The 18,260-nt window shown below is 65.0% G+C and carries 15 protein-coding genes; 12 read left to right on the top strand and 3 right to left on the bottom strand.

Going from position 1 to position 18,260, the window contains the following annotated elements; all coding sequences use genetic code 11:
* Positions 1-354: 354 nt before the first annotated feature.
* The 8 genes from LDJ84_RS01190 to LDJ84_RS01155 all read left to right on the top strand — a co-directional run bounded on the left by LDJ84_RS01190 (position 355) and on the right by LDJ84_RS01155 (position 10,989).
* Complete coding sequence (locus LDJ84_RS01190) at positions 355-1,476, top strand: PAS domain-containing protein (protein ID WP_024767258.1); 1,122 nt, start codon at positions 355-357, stop codon at positions 1,474-1,476.
* Between the two features lie 10 nt (positions 1,477-1,486).
* Positions 1,487-2,923 (top strand): sigma-54 interaction domain-containing protein, encoded by a 1,437-nt coding sequence (locus tag LDJ84_RS01185; RefSeq protein ID WP_054909494.1) that lies wholly within the window; start codon positions 1,487-1,489, stop codon positions 2,921-2,923.
* Between the two features lie 521 nt (positions 2,924-3,444).
* Positions 3,445-4,044, top strand: a complete 600-nt coding sequence (locus tag LDJ84_RS01180) for a dimethylamine monooxygenase subunit DmmA family protein (protein ID WP_024767257.1) — start codon at positions 3,445-3,447, stop codon at positions 4,042-4,044.
* Positions 4,041-5,009: a PDR/VanB family oxidoreductase gene (locus LDJ84_RS01175; protein ID WP_024767256.1), complete on the top strand. Its 969-nt coding sequence runs from the start codon at positions 4,041-4,043 to the stop codon at positions 5,007-5,009. Before LDJ84_RS01180 ends, LDJ84_RS01175 begins: the two co-directional genes overlap by 4 nt.
* A gap of 14 nt (positions 5,010-5,023) precedes the next feature.
* Positions 5,024-6,040, top strand: a complete 1,017-nt coding sequence (locus LDJ84_RS01170) for a heme-dependent oxidative N-demethylase family protein (RefSeq protein ID WP_226045779.1) — start codon at positions 5,024-5,026, stop codon at positions 6,038-6,040.
* Positions 6,041-6,147: 107 nt separating this feature from the next.
* Positions 6,148-7,677 carry an APC family permease gene (locus LDJ84_RS01165; protein ID WP_169889178.1) on the top strand — a complete coding sequence of 510 codons (1,530 nt, stop codon included), beginning with the start codon at positions 6,148-6,150 and terminating at the stop codon, positions 7,675-7,677.
* A gap of 460 nt (positions 7,678-8,137) precedes the next feature.
* A complete protein-coding gene (locus tag LDJ84_RS01160) occupies positions 8,138-10,285 on the top strand; it encodes an adenosylcobalamin-dependent ribonucleoside-diphosphate reductase (protein ID WP_065086110.1) in 2,148 nt (715 codons plus the stop codon).
* 17 nt (positions 10,286-10,302) lie between these two features.
* The gene (locus tag LDJ84_RS01155; RefSeq protein WP_038803760.1) at positions 10,303-10,989 is read left to right on the top strand and encodes an NrdJb; all 687 of its coding nucleotides are present in this window, start codon (positions 10,303-10,305) and stop codon (positions 10,987-10,989) included.
* Positions 10,990-11,272: 283 nt separating this feature from the next.
* Here LDJ84_RS01155 and LDJ84_RS01150 read toward each other — a convergent pair whose 3' ends face one another.
* Both LDJ84_RS01150 and LDJ84_RS01145 read right to left on the bottom strand, forming a co-directional pair.
* Positions 11,273-12,223 (bottom strand): homoserine kinase, encoded by a 951-nt coding sequence (locus LDJ84_RS01150; RefSeq protein WP_226045778.1) that lies wholly within the window; start codon positions 12,221-12,223, stop codon positions 11,273-11,275.
* 34 nt (positions 12,224-12,257) lie between these two features.
* Positions 12,258-12,545 carry a DUF2782 domain-containing protein gene (locus tag LDJ84_RS01145; RefSeq protein ID WP_024766803.1) on the bottom strand — a complete coding sequence of 96 codons (288 nt, stop codon included), beginning with the start codon at positions 12,543-12,545 and terminating at the stop codon, positions 12,258-12,260.
* A gap of 74 nt (positions 12,546-12,619) precedes the next feature.
* On the opposite strand from LDJ84_RS01145, the gene polA reads away from it, so the two are divergent.
* A complete protein-coding gene (polA, locus tag LDJ84_RS01140; protein WP_226045777.1) occupies positions 12,620-15,370 on the top strand; it encodes a DNA polymerase I in 2,751 nt (916 codons plus the stop codon).
* 278 nt (positions 15,371-15,648) lie between these two features.
* Here polA and yihA read toward each other — a convergent pair whose 3' ends face one another.
* On the bottom strand, positions 15,649-16,311 hold the full coding sequence (gene yihA / locus LDJ84_RS01135) for a ribosome biogenesis GTP-binding protein YihA/YsxC (RefSeq protein WP_024766805.1): 663 nt from the start codon (positions 16,309-16,311) through the stop codon (positions 15,649-15,651).
* Between the two features lie 180 nt (positions 16,312-16,491).
* Here yihA and LDJ84_RS01130 point away from each other — a divergent pair, with 180 nt between their 5' ends.
* From LDJ84_RS01130 to LDJ84_RS01120, 3 genes are all read left to right on the top strand, one after another.
* Complete coding sequence (locus LDJ84_RS01130) at positions 16,492-16,782, top strand: c-type cytochrome (protein WP_024766806.1); 291 nt, start codon at positions 16,492-16,494, stop codon at positions 16,780-16,782.
* A gap of 47 nt (positions 16,783-16,829) precedes the next feature.
* Positions 16,830-17,435 (top strand): c-type cytochrome, encoded by a 606-nt coding sequence (locus LDJ84_RS01125; protein ID WP_017521245.1) that lies wholly within the window; start codon positions 16,830-16,832, stop codon positions 17,433-17,435.
* Between the two features lie 179 nt (positions 17,436-17,614).
* The gene (locus tag LDJ84_RS01120; RefSeq protein WP_024766808.1) at positions 17,615-18,256 is read left to right on the top strand and encodes a thiol:disulfide interchange protein DsbA/DsbL; all 642 of its coding nucleotides are present in this window, start codon (positions 17,615-17,617) and stop codon (positions 18,254-18,256) included.
* The last annotated feature ends 4 nt before the right edge of the window (positions 18,257-18,260 follow it).

The raw sequence follows: 18,260 nt of genomic DNA, 5'->3' as shown, positions 1-18,260 counted from the left end.
TGGCCTCTTGTAGGGATCGGGCTCTGGGACGGACGGGGAAGAAAAACGCGCGCGCATCCTAGCAGCGCCAGTCGCTCAAACGAACTCAAAAGCTATCAACTGGCCAGTATTTGCGGCAGATCCCACTCGCCTTCCATCGCCGCGCGCGCCGCTGCAGCAATGCAACGGATATTCTGCAAACTGCGCTGCACGCTTGCATGGAGTGCTGCGATTTTGCACACACCCCTTCAGCACCCCCGCGGCGCACGGGCGTTTCAGGCTGGCATGCAACATGCCTTGCTCTCCCTGCGGGCCGCCGAGTGGCCGCACCGTCGTGTAGGGAATCTGCATTGGAGATCTGCCTTGGAGGGAGAAATGGACCCGCTAAAACTGCTGCTGGACAGAGGCCTGTTGCTGTCCGACAGCCTGACGTCCCAGGGACGCTTCATCGAAGTCTCCGCCGAGCAGACCGACCAGCTCGGGTACCCGCCTGGCTCGCTGGACGGCCAGGGTGCCGAACTGATCTACACCGCCGACTCGCTGAACGCGCTGATGCAGCTGTTTGCCAACCCGCCGGCCGATGAGCGCGTGCAGGACCTCGAGTTGACCCTGATCCGCCACAGCGGCGGCCTGCTGCCGGTGCTCGCCAGCGGCGTGCTGCAATGGCGCGACGGCGAGCCGGCGCGCCTGCATCTGGTGAAGATGCCGCTGGGGCCGGTCAGTCGTCGCCTGGGCGAGCTGCAGAGCGCCAATGAAGTGATGAGCCAGATGCTCTTCAGCGCGCGAGTGGCCTACTGGTGCATCGAGTTCGCGGAGTCGGTGGACGTGCGCGAGACGCCCGACGAGATTGTCCGCCAGGTGTTCGAGAACCGCTCCTACTGGCGCATGTGCAACCGCGCCATGGCCAACATCTACGAGATGCCCGCCGACGTCGATTTCAGCGAACAGCCGGTGCGCCTGTACTGGCCGCGCAGCCCGGCCAACGAGGAGTTCGTGCGGCGCCTGATCGAGGCGGAATTCCACGTCGATGGCGCGCTGTCGGTGGACCGCCGTCATGACGGCTCGCCGGCCTACGTGGAGAACGACGTGCGCGCCAGCATCCACAACGGCCGCCTGCTGCGCATGTGGGGCAGCCTGCGCGACGTCAGCCAGGAGCTGCGCATGCAGCACGACGCCGAGCAGCGTATCGAAGCACTGCGCCGGGTGTTCGACGCGGTGCCCGACGCGGTGCTGGTGATCGACGAGGCGGCCCAGCCGCAATGGCGCAACGCGGCCTTCGAGCAGACCTTCGGCATCACCCGCGCCGCCGGCCTGGCCTCGACACTGAACCGCATGCCGCTGCCCGAACGCACCTGGCAGGTGCTCGACCTGCCGGACCAGTTCGGCAACTACCAGTCCTTCAACAGCCACTGCTCGCGCATCCTCATCCGCGAGGGCGTGGCCTGGCGCGTCTTCGTGCTGCGCTTGGCGAACAAGGCGACGGAGCTACATCCATGAGCAAAGAAGCATGAGCGAAGAAGGCTTCTTCGCGCCGCTACGGATGGGCATGCGCTCCTCGGTCAGCGCGTCCGGGGAGATGCTCTCCGCGCTGCTGGAGACGCCGGCGTTGCATGCCCTGCTCGACAGCTTCAGCGAGGCGCTGATCGTCTGCGACGGCGACTCGCGGGTGCGCTTCATCAACCTGGCGGCGGAGCGGGTCAACCGCGTCACCCGCGTCGATGTGCTGGGCCTGCCCGACGTGGACTTCTTCCAGCGCTCGGCGCTGCAGTTCGACGATTTCCAGCAGGCTCTGCGCCGTGGCGGCAAGAGTGCACTGACCCGCTCCCGCGATGGCCGGGTGTTCCTCACCCGCGCCCAGGCCGTGCCCACCGGTGCCTACGAGAAGCCCTACAACCTGCTGATCCAGCGCGAATACGAGCCGGGCACCGCCGGCAGCCTGCGCAGCCCCTCCGGGCGCGCCTCGACCACGGACCTGCAGGGCCTGGGCGACCCGCAGGACAATGCGCTGCACATGTCGCCGCTGCTCTCCTCCATCGCCGACATGGGCGTTCGCGCCTTCCGCCGCCGCGCGCGCCTGCTGCTGCTCGGCGAGCCCGGCGTCGGCAAGACCGCCATCGCCCGGCACATCCACCGCGCCGCCGGCTGGGGCGACCGGCCCTTCATCGACGTGAACTGCGCGAGCATCCCGGAAACCCTGTTCGAGTCGGAAATGTTCGGCTACGAGCGCGGCGCCTTCACCGGCGCATTGCAATCGGGCAAGCGCGGCTATATCGAGAGCGCCTCGGGCGGCACGCTGTTCCTCGACGAAATCGGCGAGATCCCGCTGCAGGTACAGGCCAAGCTGCTCAAGTTCCTGGAAGACGGCACCATCCAGCCGGTGGGTTCACCGCTGTCGAAACAGGTCCAGGTGCAGGTGATCGCCGCCACCAACAAGGACCTGCGCGCCCAGGTCGCGGCCGGCGAATTCCGCGCCGACCTCTACTACCGCCTGGCCGTGCTGCCGGTGGAAATCCCGCCGCTGCGCGCCCACCGCGACGACCTGCCAGTGCTGATGGACATCCTCCTGGCACGGATCAACCGCGACCGCCAGCCGCCGCTGCGGTTGTCCTCGGCATGCCGCGAACGCCTGCTGGGCTATGACTACCCTGGCAACATCCGTGAGCTGGTGAACATCTTCGAACGCCTGGCGGTACTGGCCGACGATGTCGCCGATGAACTGCACCTGCCGCCGGAGCTGCTCGGCGCACCGCCGGCCGGCAGCCCCGTCGCGCTCGACGAACCGGCTGCGGCCATCGACGACCAGCCGCTCAAGGCCCAGGTGCAGCGCTACGAACGCCAGGTCATCCTGCGCGCGGTGCGCCTGTGCGGTAGCAAGCGCAAGGCGGCGATCCACCTGGGCATCGACGTCGGCACGCTGATCCGCAAGTTGCAGCGGGACGACTGAGCGCCGCCTGACACAGCGCGCCTTGTACCGAAGCCCCTCACCCTAACCCTCTCCCAGAGGGAGAGGGGACTGATCGGCGCAAGCTTCACCTAACGAGCTCGCCGGCTACCCCCAGCTTTCAGAGCGCTCCAGACGGCCCCCTCTCCCTCTGGGAGAGGGCTGGGTGAGGGCAGCCGCAGGCACCGAGGTACGACAAGGTTCGCGAACAAGGACTAAGCACTCCCTTCTCTCCTGCAAAAGCCCACCATCCATGCATCCGCGGGACTACCCGGTCACGCGGCTTTTACGCATCCAGCACAAATGCCCCTGCGACAATCCACCGCTGCATCCCTGCCTACAGCCGTTGTCATTTCTGCTTACACCTCTGATCTCGTATTTTTACTTTTCCTTTAAATTTCAATTACTTAACTATTTGGCACAGTCTGTGCCCTGTCTCCTTCGACCCGTGACCGTGCGCGGGTCCTCGAATCGCGCTGGCGCTCCTGACCGAGAGAGCCGGCAGTTCTGGAGGCACAAGAATAATGCTCATCACAGGTATCAAGAGCCGGCCGGTCTACGACCAGTTGCGCCCGCTCGCCGGTGGCAACCACCACATCATCGCCGGCCAGGGCAGCGGCGGCAGCGCCATGCTCCGTCTGCTCGCCGAAATGCCGCGCACCGCGCCCATCCGCGTGCTGTATTCCAGCGAATCCTTCTCCGGCCAGGATCACCTCGCCGCCCTGCGCGACATCACTGACGTCGAGCTTTCGATCTACCCGAGCAACCGCGCGCTGGTCGACGACCTGCACGCCCTGCTGGGCCAGTCGCGCATGGGCACCCGCCTGTACCTGGCCGGCTCCGAGAGCTTCATCGGCACCGCCATGCAGGCCGCCGACGCGATCAACCTGAACAAGGACGAAGTGCTGCGCGAGCACGCCGGCTCCTTCGTCCGTCGCGTCTGGTGCGTGCATTGCGACGGCTACACCGAGAACGTCACCCAGCGCGTCTTCGACTGCCCGCATTGCGCCCGCACCCTGGTGGTCCGCGACCACTACTCCCGCCGCCTCGCCGCCTTCCAGGCCGTGAAGGCTGACGCCGAAGTCCCCGGCGAACTGCCGGAAGCCGAGGAGCTCGACACATGAGCCAGTCCAACGGAACCCTGAATGTCCGCGTTACCCATATCGAGCAGGTGACCCCGGAGATCAAGCGCTTCACCCTGGCCTCCACCGACGGCGCGCACCTGACCCCATTCTCCGGCGGCAGCAACGTCGTGGTGCTGATGCCCCACGCGGCCGGCACCTACCGCAACGCCTACTCGCTGATGAGTTCGCCCTACGACGCCAGCGCCTACCAGATCGCCGTGCGCCGCGTGGAAGAAGGCCGTGGCGGCTCGAAACACATGCACGACGTGGTGAAGGAAGGCGACGAGCTGGAAATCCTCCGCCCGGTGAACCTGTTCCCGCTGAGCAAGCACGCGCGCCTGCACCTGTTCATCGCCGGCGGCGTGGGCATCACCCCGGTGTGCTCGCAACTGGCCGAACTGCGCCTGCGCGGCACGCCCTTCGAAGTGCACCTGGCGGTGCGCGGCGATGCCCATGCGCGCCTGGGCGAAGAACTGCTGCAGGAATACGGCGATGCCGTGCGCCTGTACCGCGACGACCGTGGCGAGCGCCTGGACATTTCCGCCGTGCTGGCCGACCGGCCGCTGGGCAGCGACGTCTACGTCTGCGGCCCCGAGGGCATGATCCAGGCGACGATCGACGCCGCCCACGCCCACGGCTGGACCGACAGCCACATCCACTACGAGCGCTTCCTCGAACAGGGCAGCGTCGGCGAGGCGTTCCAGGTCACCCTGGCGCGCAGCGGCGCGACCATCAACGTGTCGCCCGACCAGAGCCTGCTGGAGGCCGTCGAGGCTGCCGGCCACGACATCCCGTACCTGTGCCGCGGCGGCGCCTGCGGCATGTGCGAGACCAACGTCCTCGAACTGGAGGGCGAAATCCTCCACACCGACGACTGGCTGTCCGACGAGGACAAGGCCGCCAACAAGAAAATCATGCCCTGCGTGTCGCGTGCCAAGTGCTCGCGGCTGGTCATCGACTGCTGAGCCGGAGAACGACCATGACCATCCAATTCCGCCCCGACGAAACCTACCGCGACGATTACACCTACGCCAACAGCCAGGCCTGCATCGACCGCGCGCCCTGGCCCTTCCCGGACGACGAGTACATGTACTCGATGAACCTGGAGCCGCACGTCAGCGTGGGCAACGATGCCTTCCGCGCGGTGTTCGACATCGACGAGCACTACATCAGCGAGTGCCGCGACCGTGCGATCACCCTGGAGAAGGACCCGGGTATGCACTACGTCTCCGCGCCACACATGATGGAGGCGCAGTGGGACCTGCTCGAGCTGATCATGGAGTCCTATGCCAAGGACTACCCGGAGTACTTCTCCCTGGAGAAGGACGGCACCCGCTGGCACTGGACCAACAAGCTGCTGAACATCGACGACACCTTCACCTTCGGTGATCCGGCGACCCTGCCCTACGAGCCGATGGAGTACGTCACCCGCCAGGCCCAGGGCGACTGGGTATTGCAGGAAGAACGCGACGGCACCCTGTACTGGGGCGCGGGCATCGCCACCCAGCGCGCCGACTACTCGCTGCGTTTCAACCTGGGCATGGCCTGGCACGAGTTCCACGGCCCGGTGCCGCTGGTGAAGGAAACCGGCATGCTCGACCGCGCGTTGAAGTTCCTCCTGCGTCTGCGCAACGGCCACCCGGTGCGCCGCCTGAACTGGTCGCTGACCGTCAACCCGCGCCTGGACGTGTCCGCCGAGTCCCTGCCCGAGTGGGCGCCGGACCGCACCACGGTGACCGCCGAGAACGCCGGGAAAAAGGTCTACTTGCGCATCGAGCTGCAGCCGCTGCACCGTCTGCCGCGCAGCAATGCCATCGTGTTCCCGATCCGCACCTACCTGCTGAGCCTGGAAGACATCGCCACCAACCCGGCGTGGGCCAAGCGCATGCACCGCGTGCTCAAGTCCCTCAACCAGGAACTGGTCGACTACAAGGGCTTCACCCGCTACCACCAGCAGGCGGTGGAGTGGCTCTCGCAGTTCGACGACGGCCAATAACGGTCGCGCAGCACACACAACTACAACCCCGAAAAGGGAACCGGCGGGCGTCGTGAGGCCCGCCGGACGAATGCCTTCTGCCCATCAACCCCTGAGAGGAAACAACGATGAGTGGGTCCCCTGCCAAGCGTGCCGCTGGCGTTACCGATCAAGACGCCGAGCAGCTCGCTGCCCTCGGCTACAGCTCCAACTTCGAACGCAGCATGGGCCTGTGGGAGAACTTCTCCCTGGGCTTCACCTACCTGTCGCCGGTCGTCGGCGTCTACACCCTGTTCGGCCTGTGCCTGGCCGCAGGCGGTCCGCCGATGTTCTGGACCTACCTGCTGATCGGCCTGGGCCAGTTGCTGGTGTGCCTGGTGTTCTGCGAAGTGGTCTCGCAATTCCCCATCTCCGGGGGCGTCTACCCCTGGGCCCGTCGCCTGGTGGGCAAGCGCTGGGCGTGGATGGTCGGCTGGGTGTATGCCTGGGCGTTGTGTACCTCCATTGCCGGCATCGCCGTGGGTGCCAGCCCGTACATGGCCGCCATGCTCGGTTTCGACATGCACGGCAACGCCGCCATCGGCATCGCCCTCGGCCTGATCGCCCTGTCCACCGTGCTCAACCTGTCCGGCACCAAGCTGCTCGCCCGCGTCGCCATGTTCGGCTTCATCTGCGAGCTGGGCGGTGCACTGCTGGTGGGCGGCTACCTGCTGATCTTCGAACGCCACAACGACTTCAGCGTGCTGTTCAACACCTTCGACATCAAGGTCGACGGCAGCTACTGGCCGGCCTTCCTCGCCGCATCGCTGGCGGGCCTGTTCCAGTACTACGGCTTCGAAGCCTGCGGTGACGTCGCCGAGGAGACCCCGAACCCCGGCAGGATGATCCCCAAGACCATGCGCATGACCATCTACATCGGTGGTGCGGCGGCGATGTTCGCCTGCCTGGCGCTGATCCTCTCGGTGCCGGATATCCAGCGCGTGATCAACGGCGAAGACACCGATCCGGTGACCACCATCCTCGCCAACGCCTTCGGCCCGGTAGGTTCGAAGCTGGTGATGGCGGTGGTGATGGTGTCGTTCGTCTCCTGCGTGCTGAGCCTGCAGGCCGCCGCCAGCCGCCTGCTGTTCGCCTATGCCCGCGACGAGATGATCGTCGGCAGCAAGGCCCTGTCGAAGCTCAACAGCAACCACGTACCGGCGGTCGCGCTGATGGTGGCGGGCGTGATGCCGGCAGCCATCGTCTGCCTGGGCCTGTTCATGGCCGACGCCGTGGCCACCATCGTCGGCTTCGCCGCGATCGGCATCTACATCGCGTTCCAGCTGATCGTCGTCGCCGCGCTGATCGCCCGCGCCAAGGGCTGGGCACCGGGTGGCCAGTTCACCCTGGGCAAGTGGGGCGTGCCGGTGAACGTCGCTGCGCTGATCTATGGCGTGGCGGCGATCACCAACATGGTCTGGCCGCGCACCCCGGACGCGCCCTGGTACATGAACTACTCGATGATCCTCACCACGGTGATCGTGCTCGGCGCCGGCCTGCTCTACATGCTGCTGGCCAAGCCCTACGACAAGGGCACTGCGCCAGCGGGCGACGCCCACCGGATTTCCCGCCGCCAACCATCCGTGCGCGCTGCGGGCGCGCTGACCGAACCGGCTTGATCGCAACGTTGACGCAATTCGGGCCATACGCCTGAGGGGCTGCGTCTGGAGCGCCACCTTTCCCCGGTGACGCTCCCCCGCGTTTGCGCAACGGACCCTCCATCCCCGCGATGGCCGGTCCGTTTTTTTATGGGCGAGGTAAAACACTTTTGCAGGAGCGGACTCCGTCCGGGCTGTTCCACCGGCCAGCTCGGAACCGATGATGCTGTGCTGCGTCTTCGCCGCGCCTGATCGTCGCACCATTCCTGCCTGAAATTTCCCCACGTGATTTGCGGCCGACGCCCCGCCAATCGTCGCTTTCGTGCATCTTTTTCAGCGTCTTCCGATCAACCGTCTATCGTGTGTAATGGTGCGAGCCAGGCACAAGATATTGATGCCGGTCAGTCTTCTGTGTCTACATATTGGGTCTACTCGCGCTCCTTTGCGCCTGCCACCCAACCGACAGGAGGTTATTTCTCGGATGGCCAAGACCGATGCGCGCCCCCGCGGCGCCGACCAAGGAGTTCTCGCCCTGCAACCTGCCTCGCAGGACATCTGGGACAGCAAGTACCGCCTCAAGCACAAGAGCGGGAAACCCATCGACGGCAGCGTCGACGAGACCTGGCAGCGGGTCGCCCGTGCCCTGGCCGACGTCGAGGCGAACAAGGCCCTGCGCGAGCACTGGTACGAGCGCTTCCTCTGGGCATTGCGCAATGGCGCGATCCCTGCCGGGCGGATCATCTCCAACGCCGGCGCCCAGGGACACAAGCCGGCCACCTCGACCATCAACTGCACCGTGTCCGGAATCATCCGCGACTCCATGGACGACATCCTGGAGAAGGTCCACGAGGCCGGCCTGACCCTCAAGGCCGGCTGCGGCATCGGCTACGAATTCAGCACCCTGCGCCCGCGTGGCGCCTACGTTTCCGGTGCAGGCGCGCACACCAGCGGGCCGCTGTCGTTCATGGATATCTACGACAAGATGTGCTTCACCGTCAGCTCCGCCGGCGGCCGCCGCGGCGCGCAGATGGGCACCTTCGACGTCAGCCATCCGGATGTACGCGAGTTCATCCGCGCCAAGCGTGAAGACGGCCGCCTGCGCCAGTTCAACCTCAGCCTGCTGATCACCGACGGCTTCATGGCGGCGGTGGAGAACGACGAGGACTGGCCGCTGATCTTCCCGATCCACGAGAAGGAGCGCGACGAGGTCGACCTCAAGGCCCCGGACGAAGTCGTCTGGCGCGATTGGCCGGTGCACGACAACTACCTGGTCGGAGACGACGGCCGCGTGGCGTGCAAGGTCTACGGCCGGGTCAAGGCGCGGCACCTGTGGGACATGATCATGGTGTCCACCTACGACTACGCCGAGCCCGGCTTCATCCTCATCGACCGGGTCAACGAGATGAACAACAATTGGTGGTGCGAGGCGATCCGCGCCACCAATCCGTGCGGCGAGCAGCCGCTGCCGCCCTACGGCTCCTGCCTGCTGGGCTCGGTGAACCTGACCACCTTCGTGGTGGATGCCTTCGGCGGCAACGCGCGCTTTGACTGGGAGCGCTACCGCGAAGTGGTCCGCGTCTTCACCCGCATGCTCGACAACGTGGTGGAGATCAACGGCCTGCCGTTGGAACAGCAACGTGCGGAAATCCTCGGCAAGCGTCGCCACGGCATGGGCTTCCTCGGCCTGGGCTCGGCGCTGACCCTGCTCAAGCTGCGCTACGGCAGCCCGGAAGCCTGCGTGTTCACCGAGGAAGTGGCGCGCGAGATGGCCCTGGTCGGCTGGGAAGTGGCGCTGGAGTTGTCCCGCGAGAAAGGCCCGGCGCCGGCGCTGGTCAAGGAATACGAAGTCACCGCCGAGATGCTGCGCAAGCGGCCGGAAATGAAGGCCGATGGCTTCAAGGTCGGCGACAAGGTCGCAGGACGCGTGCTCCACGCCAAGTACTCGCGCTACATGCAGCGTGTCGCCGAGCATGCGCCGCAGCTGATCGAGGAACTGGCCCAGCATGGTGCGCGCTTCACCCACCACAGCTCCATCGCGCCCACCGGCACCATCAGCCTGAGCCTCGCCAACAATGCCTCCAACGGTATCGAGCCGAGCTTTGCGCACCATTACTCGCGCAATGTGATCCGCCCGGGCCGCAAGACCAAGGAGAAGATCTCGGTCTTCAGCTACGAGCTGCTGGCCTACCGCGACCAGATCGACCACCACGCCGTGCCGGGCGCGGAGGAGGAGAAGCACCGCCTGCCGGACTACTTCATCACCGCCGACGACATCACCCCGCAGCAGCACGTGGACATCCAGGCCGCCGCGCAGAAGTGGATCGATTCGTCGATCTCCAAGACCGCCAACGTCCCCACCGACTATCCGTTCGAAGACTTCAAGGACATCTACCTCTACGCCTGGCGCCAGGGCCTGAAGGGCTGCACCACCTTCCGCTTCAACCCGGCGGCCTTCCAGGGCGTGCTGGTCAAGGAGTCGGACCTGGAGAAGACGGTGTACCGCTTCGAGCTGGAAGATGGCAGCGTGGTGGAGCTCAAGGGCAACGAGGAAGTGGAGTACGACGGTGAGATCCATACCGCCGCCAACCTCTTCGACGCCCTGAAAGAAGGCTATTACGGCAAGTACTGATACCCCTGGAGAATGCTATGAGCGTCAAGATCAACCAGAAGATCAAAGGCTTCCAGGTGGTGGACGTGGCCGAGGAAAAGGCCCGTGTGGAAGCCGCCGCGGCCGCCGCCGTGGTGAAGATGGACGAAACCCTGCAGCGCCCCGAGCTGCTGGTGGGCGCCACTTACAAGATCAAGTCACCGCTGTTCGAGCACGCGCTGTACGTGACCATCAACGACGTGGTGCTCAACCCGGATACGCCGTATGAGCAGCGCCGGCCCTTCGAGATCTTTATCAACTCGAAGAACATGGACCACTTCCAGTGGATCGTCGCGCTCACCCGGATCATGTCCGCGGTGTTCCGCAAGGGCGGCGACTGCACCTTCCTGGTCGAAGAAATGAAAGCCGTGTTCGACCCACGCGGCGGCTACCTGAAGCGCGGCGGCATCTATATGCCGTCGATCGTCGCCGAAATCGGCGCGGTCATCGAGCGCCACATGGTTGCCATCGGCCTGATGGAAGGCCCGCAGCTGGACGAGGAACAGCGCCTGTACCTCGCCGAAAAGCGCGCCGCCTACGAAGCCGCCCAAGGCACTAACAAGGCCGAACCCGGCGAAGGCTTCCCCGCCGGCGCTCAGCTTTGCGGCAAGTGCAACACCATGGCGGTGGTGCAGATGGACGGCTGCGCCACCTGCCTGAACTGCGGGCATTCGAAGTGTGGGTGAGACGGAGCGACGCGACGTATACGTCGCGCCGGCGAACGCCTGCCCATGGATGGCCAGGCTGGGGTTGAACTCGAGCAGAGGAGCAACGGCAAGGATGCCAGCTCCGAATTAGATCTTTACGACGCCCGCACTCGTCGCCCGGCGAACGACCGGCCATGGATGGCCGGGCCGGGGCTGACCTTGAGCAGAGGAACATTGGCAGGGATGCCAGCTACGAGCTAGATCTTTACGCCACCCGATTCACGCCGGGTTGTTCTTTTGTAGGAGCGAGCCGTCGGAGCGTTTACAGCGCAAATGGCAAATGAATAGCCACCTTCTGCCGTTGCACCAGGCGTCGCTCGAACTCGCTCGGGTCGTGAATCAGCACGTCCTGCCCGGCGAATGCCTCGGCGGCAATGAGCCGCGACAGCCAGAAGCGCACGCACGCCACGCGCAGCGTCTCCGGCCACAACTCGGCTTCCAGCGCAGTGAACGGCCGCTTCGCCGCGTAGGCTGCCAGCAGCGCGCGAGCGCGCGGACCGTCAAGGGCGCCGTCGTCGTTGGAACACCAGTCGTTCACGGTGATCGCCAGGTCGTAAAGCATCCAGCCGGAGCTGGCGTTGTAGAAGTCAATCACCCCCGCCAGGTGCGGGCCATCGAACAGCACGTTGTCGCGGAACAGGTCGGCGTGCAGGTTGGCGCGCGGCAGTGCCGGTTGTTCGGCAAGCAGGCGGGCAATCTCTTCGAGTGCATCGCCCAACAGCGTGGCCGCAGCACCGGAGAGGTGCGACTGCATCGCCTCGCCCTCGTGCAGCATCCAGCTCAGGCCACGGTCGCTGGGGCGCTCGATGATCCGCTCGCGGGTCGCCAGATGCAGGCGCGCCAGCAGGTCGCCGACTTCCTGGCAGTGATGGTTGTTCGGCGAGCGCTCGTGGCGGCCGGCCAGGCGCGGTTGCAGCAGCGCCGGTTTGCCTTCGAGCTGGCGCAGGGCTTCGCCGTCCTTCGTGCGCAGTGCATAGGGCACCGGCAGGTCGGCTTCGTGCAGCACGTCGAGCAGTTCGATGAAGAACGGCATCTCCTGCACCGGGCCGCGCTCCACCAGGGTCAGGACGAATTCGCCCTGTTCCAGGCTGACGAAGAAGTTGCTGTTCTCCGATCCTTCCGCGATTCCACGAAAGTCGCGCAGGCGGCCGAGGCCGTAAGGAGCGAGGAAGTCTTCGAGAACCGGACGTTCCAGAGGCGTGAATACCGACATGCTCAATCCTCTGGAGCGTCGTGGTGGGAAGGGTTTACCAGCTGAAGATCTGCCACTGCGGAATCAGCTTGTCGGGCTGGTCCGAGCGGATGAAGTTGCCGTCGCTGCCGTCCTGGCGCACCAGGAAGTACGGCTTGCCGTGCTTGGGCACGACCTTGATGGCGTAGAGGAAGCCGTTCACGCGGTATTCCTGGATGGTCTTGTCGCCCTCCTGGCGGATGGTCACATCCGGTTCCGGCGTCGGGGCATCGTCCGCCGCCATGACGGAAGTCGCGCCAAGACCCAGTAGAGCGGCGAGCAACAGGCGGTTCAACGTACGCATGATAACCTTGTCCCTTTGTCGAATTGGCTACGGACATTTTAGCCCGAGCCCTTCTGAAAAGGTTGATTCCCCTCATGAGCCAAGCACCCCTCGTCCTCGTGGACGGCTCGTCCTACCTGTATCGCGCCTTCCATGCCCTGCCGCCGCTGATGACCTCCACCGGCATGCCCACGGGTGCGGTGAAGGGCGTGCTGAACATGCTCAAGAGCCTGCGCAAGCAGTACCCGGACAGCCCTTTCGCGGTGGTCTTCGATGCCAAGGGCGGGACCTTCCGCGACGAGATGTTCGCCGAATACAAGGCCAACCGCCCGTCGATGCCGGACGACCTGCGGGTGCAGGTGGAGCCGTTGCACGCCACGGTGCGCGCCCTCGGCCTGCCCCTGCTCTGCGTGGAAGGCGTGGAAGCGGATGACGTGATCGGCACCCTCGCCCGGCAGAGCGCGGCTGGCGGTCGGGCGGTGGTGATCTCCACCGGCGACAAGGACATGGCGCAGCTGGTCGACGGGCACATTACGCTGGTCAACACCATGACCGGTAGCGTGCTCGACGTGGATGGCGTGAAGGAGAAATTCGGTGTCGGTCCTGAGCTGATCATCGATTACCTGGCGCTGATGGGCGACAAGGTCGACAACATTCCCGGCGTGCCCGGCGTCGGCGAAAAGACCGCCCTCGGCCTGCTCACCGGCGTGGGTGGCGGCCTGGATGTGCTCTACGCCAGCCTGAACAAGGTGCCCGAGCTGCCGATCCGCGGCGCCAAGGGCCTGCCGGCCAAGCTCGAAGAGCACAAGGACATGGCCTATCTGTCCTACAAGCTCGCAACCATCAAGTGCGATGTCGAACTGAACATCGAGATCGATGCCCTTCACCCCGGCGAGCCGGACCGTGAGGCGCTGACCGAGCTGTACCGTACCCTGGAGTTCAAGACCGGGCTGGATGACCTGCAGCGCCAGGCGGCCAAGGCCGGAAGTCCGCAACTGGCGCTGGAAGAGGCCCCGGCTGCGACGGCGGAGAAGCGTTACGAGACTGTCCTGGAGCAGAGCCAGTTCGATGCCTGGCTGAAGAAGCTGGAAGCTGCCGACCTGATCGCCTTCGACACCGAGACCACCAGCCTCGACCCGCAGCAGGCGCAGGTGGTGGGCGTGTCCTTCGCGGTCACGGAGGGTGAAGCCGCCTACGTACCGCTGGCGCACAGCTACATGGGGGTGCCGGCCCAGCTGGACCGCGATGACGTGCTCAAGGCGCTCAAGCCGCTGCTGGAGGATCCGAAGAAGCGCAAGGTCGGCCAGCACGCCAAGTACGACATGAACGTCCTGGCCAACGCCTCGACGCCCATCGCCGTGCAGGGCATCGCCTTCGACACCATGCTCGAATCCTACGTGCTGGACTCCACCGCGACCCGTCACGATATGGACAGCCTGGCGCTGAAGTACCTCGACCACAGCACCATCCGCTTCGAGGACATCGCCGGCAAGGGCGCCAAGCAGCTGACCTTCGACCAGATCGCCCTGGAACAGGCCGGCCCCTACGCCGCGGAAGACGCCGACGTCACCCTGCGCCTGCACCAGACCCTGTGGCAGAAACTGGAGGCCATCCCCTCGCTGGCCAAGGTCCTGACCGAGATCGAGATGCCGCTGGTGCCGGTGCTGGCGCGTATCGAGCGCAACGGTGCGCTGGTCGATGCCAACCTGCTGGGCAAGCAGAGCGTCGAGCTGGGCGAGAAGATGGTCGAGCTGCAGCGCCAGTCCTTCGACCTGGCAGGCGAAGAGTTCAACCTCGGCTCGCCCAAGCAGCTGGGCGCCATCCTTTATGAAAAGCTGGGCCTGCCGGTGCTGTCGAAGACCGCCACCGGCCAGCCGTCCACCGCCGAGAACGTCCTCGCGGAACTGGCCGAGCAGGATTACGAACTGCCCAAGGTGATCATGCAGTACCGCTCCCTGAGCAAGCTCAAGAGCACCTACACCGACAAGCTGCCAGACCAGATCAACCCGCGCACCGGGCGCATCCACACCAGTTACCACCAGGCGGTGGCGGCCACCGGCCGGCTGTCCTCCAGCGACCCGAACCTGCAGAACATCCCGATTCGAACCGCCGAGGGCCGGCGCATCCGCCAGGCCTTCGTCGCGCCCCAGGGTTACAAGCTGCTGGCGGCGGACTACTCGCAGATCGAGCTGCGCATCATGGCTCACCTGGCCAAGGACGAGGGCCTGCTGGACGCCTTCCGCCATGATCGCGATGTGCACCGCGCCACCGCCGCCGAAGTCTTCGGCGTGCCGCTGGAGGACGTGACCTCCGACCAGCGCCGCAGCGCCAAGGCGATCAACTTCGGCCTGATCTACGGCATGAGCGCCTTCGGCCTGGCCAAGCAGATCGGCGTCGAACGCAAGGAAGCCCAGGCCTACATCGACCGCTATTTCGCTCGCTATCCGGGCGTGCTGGCCTATATGGAGCGTACCCGCGCCCAGGCCGCCGAGCAGGGCTTCGTCGAGACCCTGTTCGGCCGTCGCCTGTACCTGCCGGAAATCGCCTCGAAGAACGGCGCCATGCGCAAGGCCGCCGAGCGCACCGCGATCAACGCGCCGATGCAGGGCACGGCGGCGGACATCATGAAACGCGCCATGGTGGCTGTGGATAACTGGCTGCAGGAAAGCGCCATCGATGCCCGCGTCATCCTTCAGGTTCACGACGAACTGGTGCTGGAAGTGCGCGAGGACCTGGTCGACCAGGTTCGCGATGGCATTCGGCCACTTATGAGTGGTGCGGCGGAACTGGACGTACCGCTGGTCGTCGAAGCAGGTGTGGGAGCGAACTGGGACGAGGCCCACTGATCGGCTGGACGAGCGGTCGGAAAGCACGCCAGCCGGGCTTTCCGGCTCGATTTGCCGAGCGCTTTCGGGCCTGCCGGAAAAAATCTTTTGTGACCTGCTGAACTTTCCCACAAAGAGCTGAGTCAGAACTCGTGAATGGCTGGTGAAGCCCTTCGATGCTCCTTTGCAGTGTTTAGTGTTGGCAGATTACTGGACCCCGCCCTAGCGGTCCGGACTTAAACCCCGAACTTCCCCCTCCCCATACGAAGCTCGGGGTTTTTTTTGCCTGCGATTCGGCCTCAGGCCTCCTCGCCGGCCTCCTCTTCTTCCTCATCCAGCAGCCCCAGCCAGCCGGCCAGGACCAATTGCGCCTCTTCCACACCCTGGCGCTTGGGCGCCGAGAACAGTTGCAGGGTCGCGACATCACCCCAGCCGTCGAGGATTTCCTTGCGGGTCTTGAGCAGTGCGTTCTTCGCCGCGCCGTAGGCCAGCTTGTCGGCCTTGGTCAGCAGCACGTGGATCGGCAGCTGGCTGGCCTGGGCCCAGTCGAGCATCAGGCGGTCGAAATCGGTCAGCGGATGACGGATATCCATCATCAGCACCACGCCGGCTAGCGCATTGCGGCTGGAGAGATAAGCTTCCAGGTGCTGCTGCCAGTGCAGCTTCAGCGGAATCGGCACCTTGGCGTAGCCGTAGCCGGGCAGGTCGACCAGGCGGCGCTGGTCATCCAGGCGGAAGAAGTTCAGCAACTGGGTGCGGCCGGGGGTCTTGGAGGTGCGCGCCAGGTTCGCGTGGGTCAGCGCATTCAACGCGCTGGACTTGCCCGCGTTGGAGCGGCCGGCGAAGGCGACTTCCAGGCCGGAGTCTTCCGGGCACTGGTTCACCTTGGCGGCGGAAATGAGGAAAGTGGCCTGTTGGCAGAGGCCGAGAATCGGGTTTTTCGTAGCGTTATTCGAGGACATGGGTAACTTCGCGGCGGGTGCGACGCGGTGTCGCGGGGGGCGGTTTCGTTTCCGTTTGGGCATCTGAAGTATATAATGCCGCGGATTTTGTGTGCGCTTTATCCCCCAGGGTCGAGCCACACGGGAACGTTGGAGTCCGCGCAATCAAGAACGCGGATGTTCCCTGCGATGAGGATAATCATGAAGAAACTGCTGTTCGCAGCCATCGTTGCAGCGCTGGCGTCCAGCGCCCTGGCGGCCCAGGATCCGGAAGCCGTTTTCAACAGAGCCTGTGGCGCCTGCCACAATGGTCAGTTGCCAATGGCGCCGAAGAAGGGCGACGCCACCGCTTGGAAGCCGCGCCTGGACAAGGGCATGGACACGCTGGTGCAACATGTGACCAACGGTTTCAACGCGATGCCGCCTCGCGGCCTGTGCACCGACTGCAGCGCCGAGGATTACCAGACAATTATCCAGTGGATGTCGAAGTAACTTCTCAGGCCTTACTCTTTCACCCTTAGCCGTTATTGGATTAGCTGATGAACAAATTGATCGTGAGTCTGCTGTTGACCCTGGGTCTTGTCGGTGTGGCGCACGCCGCTGGCGATGCCAAGGCCGGTCAGGCGAAAGCTGCTGTCTGTGGTGCCTGCCACGGCGCCGATGGCAACAGCATGGCGCCCAACTTCCCGAAACTGGCCGGGCAGGGTGAGCGTTACCTGCTCAAGCAGATGCACGACATCAAGGACGGCAAGCGCACCGTGCTGGAAATGACCGGCCTGCTGACCAACCTGAGCGATCAGGACCTGGCCGACATCGCCGCCTACTTCTCCAGCCAGAACGGCAGCGTCGGTGCCGCCGATCCCAAGCTGGTCGCCCAGGGTGAAGCCCTGTTCCGCGGCGGCAAGCTCGCCGAAGGCATGCCGGCCTGCACCGGTTGCCACAACCCGGCTGGCCAGGGCAACGCCGAAGCCGGCTTCCCGCACCTGGGTGGCCAGCACGCGGCCTACACCGCCAAGCAGCTGACCGCCTTCCGCGAAGGCGAGCGCACCAACGATGGCGACGCCATGATCATGCGCAGCATCGCCGCCAAGCTGTCCAACAAGGACATCGCTGCGATCTCCAGCTACATCGAAGGCCTGCACTAAGCAGCCGGCCGGCTCCAACGCCGGATCGAAAAACTGCTTCGAAAAAAAGGGTGGCCTCGGCCACCCTTTTTTGCATCCTCCGCCACTACAATGCTGGAACCGTGTCTGGCCCTTCCGGTCAAACCGCTTCATCCCGCCGCGCGGCAGCGCGGCGGTTCCGCTCAGCCAAGGAGTGAACCATGCGTAACCTGATTTTCACCGCCGCTCTTGCCTTCGCCGGCCTGTTCGCCGTCAACGCGAACGCCGCCGACTTCGAAGCGGGCAAGAACTACACCGAGCTGAACCAGGCCGTCCCGGTCTCCCAGCCCGGCAAGATCGAGGTGGTGGAGCTGTTCTGGTACGGCTGCCCGCACTGCTATGCGTTCGAACCGACCATCAACCCGTGGGTCGAGAAGCTGCCGGCCGACGTTCACTTCGTGCGTATCCCGGCCATGTTCGGCGGCCTGTGGAACATCCACGGCCAACTGTTCCTGACCCTGGAATCCATGGGTGTGGAGAAGAAGGTGCACCACGCCATCTTCGAGAAGCTGCACAACAATCCCAAGGCCCTGACCACTCCGGAAGAAATGGCTGACTTCGTCGCCGAGCAGGGCGTGGACAAGGACAAGTTCCTCAGCACCTACAACTCGTTCGCCATCAAGGGCCAGATCGAGAAAGCCAAGAAACTGGCGATGGCCTATCAGATCAGCGGCGTGCCGACCCTGGTGGTCAATGGCAAATACCGCTTCGACATCGGCTCGGCCGGTGGCCCGGACGAGGCGCTGCAGCTGGCTGACCAGCTGATCGCCAAGGAACGCGCCAGCGCCAAGGCCGCTCAGTAAGGGC

Origin of the sequence: Pseudomonas sp. HS-18, assembly GCF_020401845.1 — a bacterium.
GTDB classification, from domain to species: domain Bacteria; phylum Pseudomonadota; class Gammaproteobacteria; order Pseudomonadales; family Pseudomonadaceae; genus Pseudomonas; species Pseudomonas nitroreducens.
The sequence above is the reverse complement of the archived record's forward strand: the minus strand, read 5'-3'. Positions and strand labels throughout refer to the sequence as shown.

Excerpts from the sequence above, each read along its gene's own strand:
- LDJ84_RS01120 (WP_024766808.1), top strand. The coding sequence starts at position 17,615 with ATGCGTAACCTGATTTTCACCGCCGCTCTTGCCTTCGCCGGCCTGTTC.
- LDJ84_RS01180 (WP_024767257.1), top strand. The coding sequence starts at position 3,445 with ATGCTCATCACAGGTATCAAGAGCCGGCCGGTCTACGACCAGTTGCGC.
- LDJ84_RS01175 (WP_024767256.1), top strand. The coding sequence starts at position 4,041 with ATGAGCCAGTCCAACGGAACCCTGAATGTCCGCGTTACCCATATCGAG.
- polA (WP_226045777.1), top strand. The coding sequence starts at position 12,620 with ATGAGCCAAGCACCCCTCGTCCTCGTGGACGGCTCGTCCTACCTGTAT.
- LDJ84_RS01125 (WP_017521245.1), top strand. The coding sequence starts at position 16,830 with ATGAACAAATTGATCGTGAGTCTGCTGTTGACCCTGGGTCTTGTCGGT.
- LDJ84_RS01150 (WP_226045778.1), bottom strand. The coding sequence starts at position 12,223 with ATGTCGGTATTCACGCCTCTGGAACGTCCGGTTCTCGAAGACTTCCTC.
- LDJ84_RS01160 (WP_065086110.1), top strand. The coding sequence starts at position 8,138 with ATGGCCAAGACCGATGCGCGCCCCCGCGGCGCCGACCAAGGAGTTCTC.
- LDJ84_RS01165 (WP_169889178.1), top strand. The coding sequence starts at position 6,148 with ATGAGTGGGTCCCCTGCCAAGCGTGCCGCTGGCGTTACCGATCAAGAC.
- LDJ84_RS01130 (WP_024766806.1), top strand. The coding sequence starts at position 16,492 with ATGAAGAAACTGCTGTTCGCAGCCATCGTTGCAGCGCTGGCGTCCAGC.
- LDJ84_RS01185 (WP_054909494.1), top strand. The coding sequence starts at position 1,487 with ATGAGCGAAGAAGGCTTCTTCGCGCCGCTACGGATGGGCATGCGCTCC.
- LDJ84_RS01145 (WP_024766803.1), bottom strand. The coding sequence starts at position 12,545 with ATGCGTACGTTGAACCGCCTGTTGCTCGCCGCTCTACTGGGTCTTGGC.
- yihA (WP_024766805.1), bottom strand. The coding sequence starts at position 16,311 with ATGTCCTCGAATAACGCTACGAAAAACCCGATTCTCGGCCTCTGCCAA.
- LDJ84_RS01190 (WP_024767258.1), top strand. The coding sequence starts at position 355 with ATGGACCCGCTAAAACTGCTGCTGGACAGAGGCCTGTTGCTGTCCGAC.
- LDJ84_RS01170 (WP_226045779.1), top strand. The coding sequence starts at position 5,024 with ATGACCATCCAATTCCGCCCCGACGAAACCTACCGCGACGATTACACC.
- LDJ84_RS01155 (WP_038803760.1), top strand. The coding sequence starts at position 10,303 with ATGAGCGTCAAGATCAACCAGAAGATCAAAGGCTTCCAGGTGGTGGAC.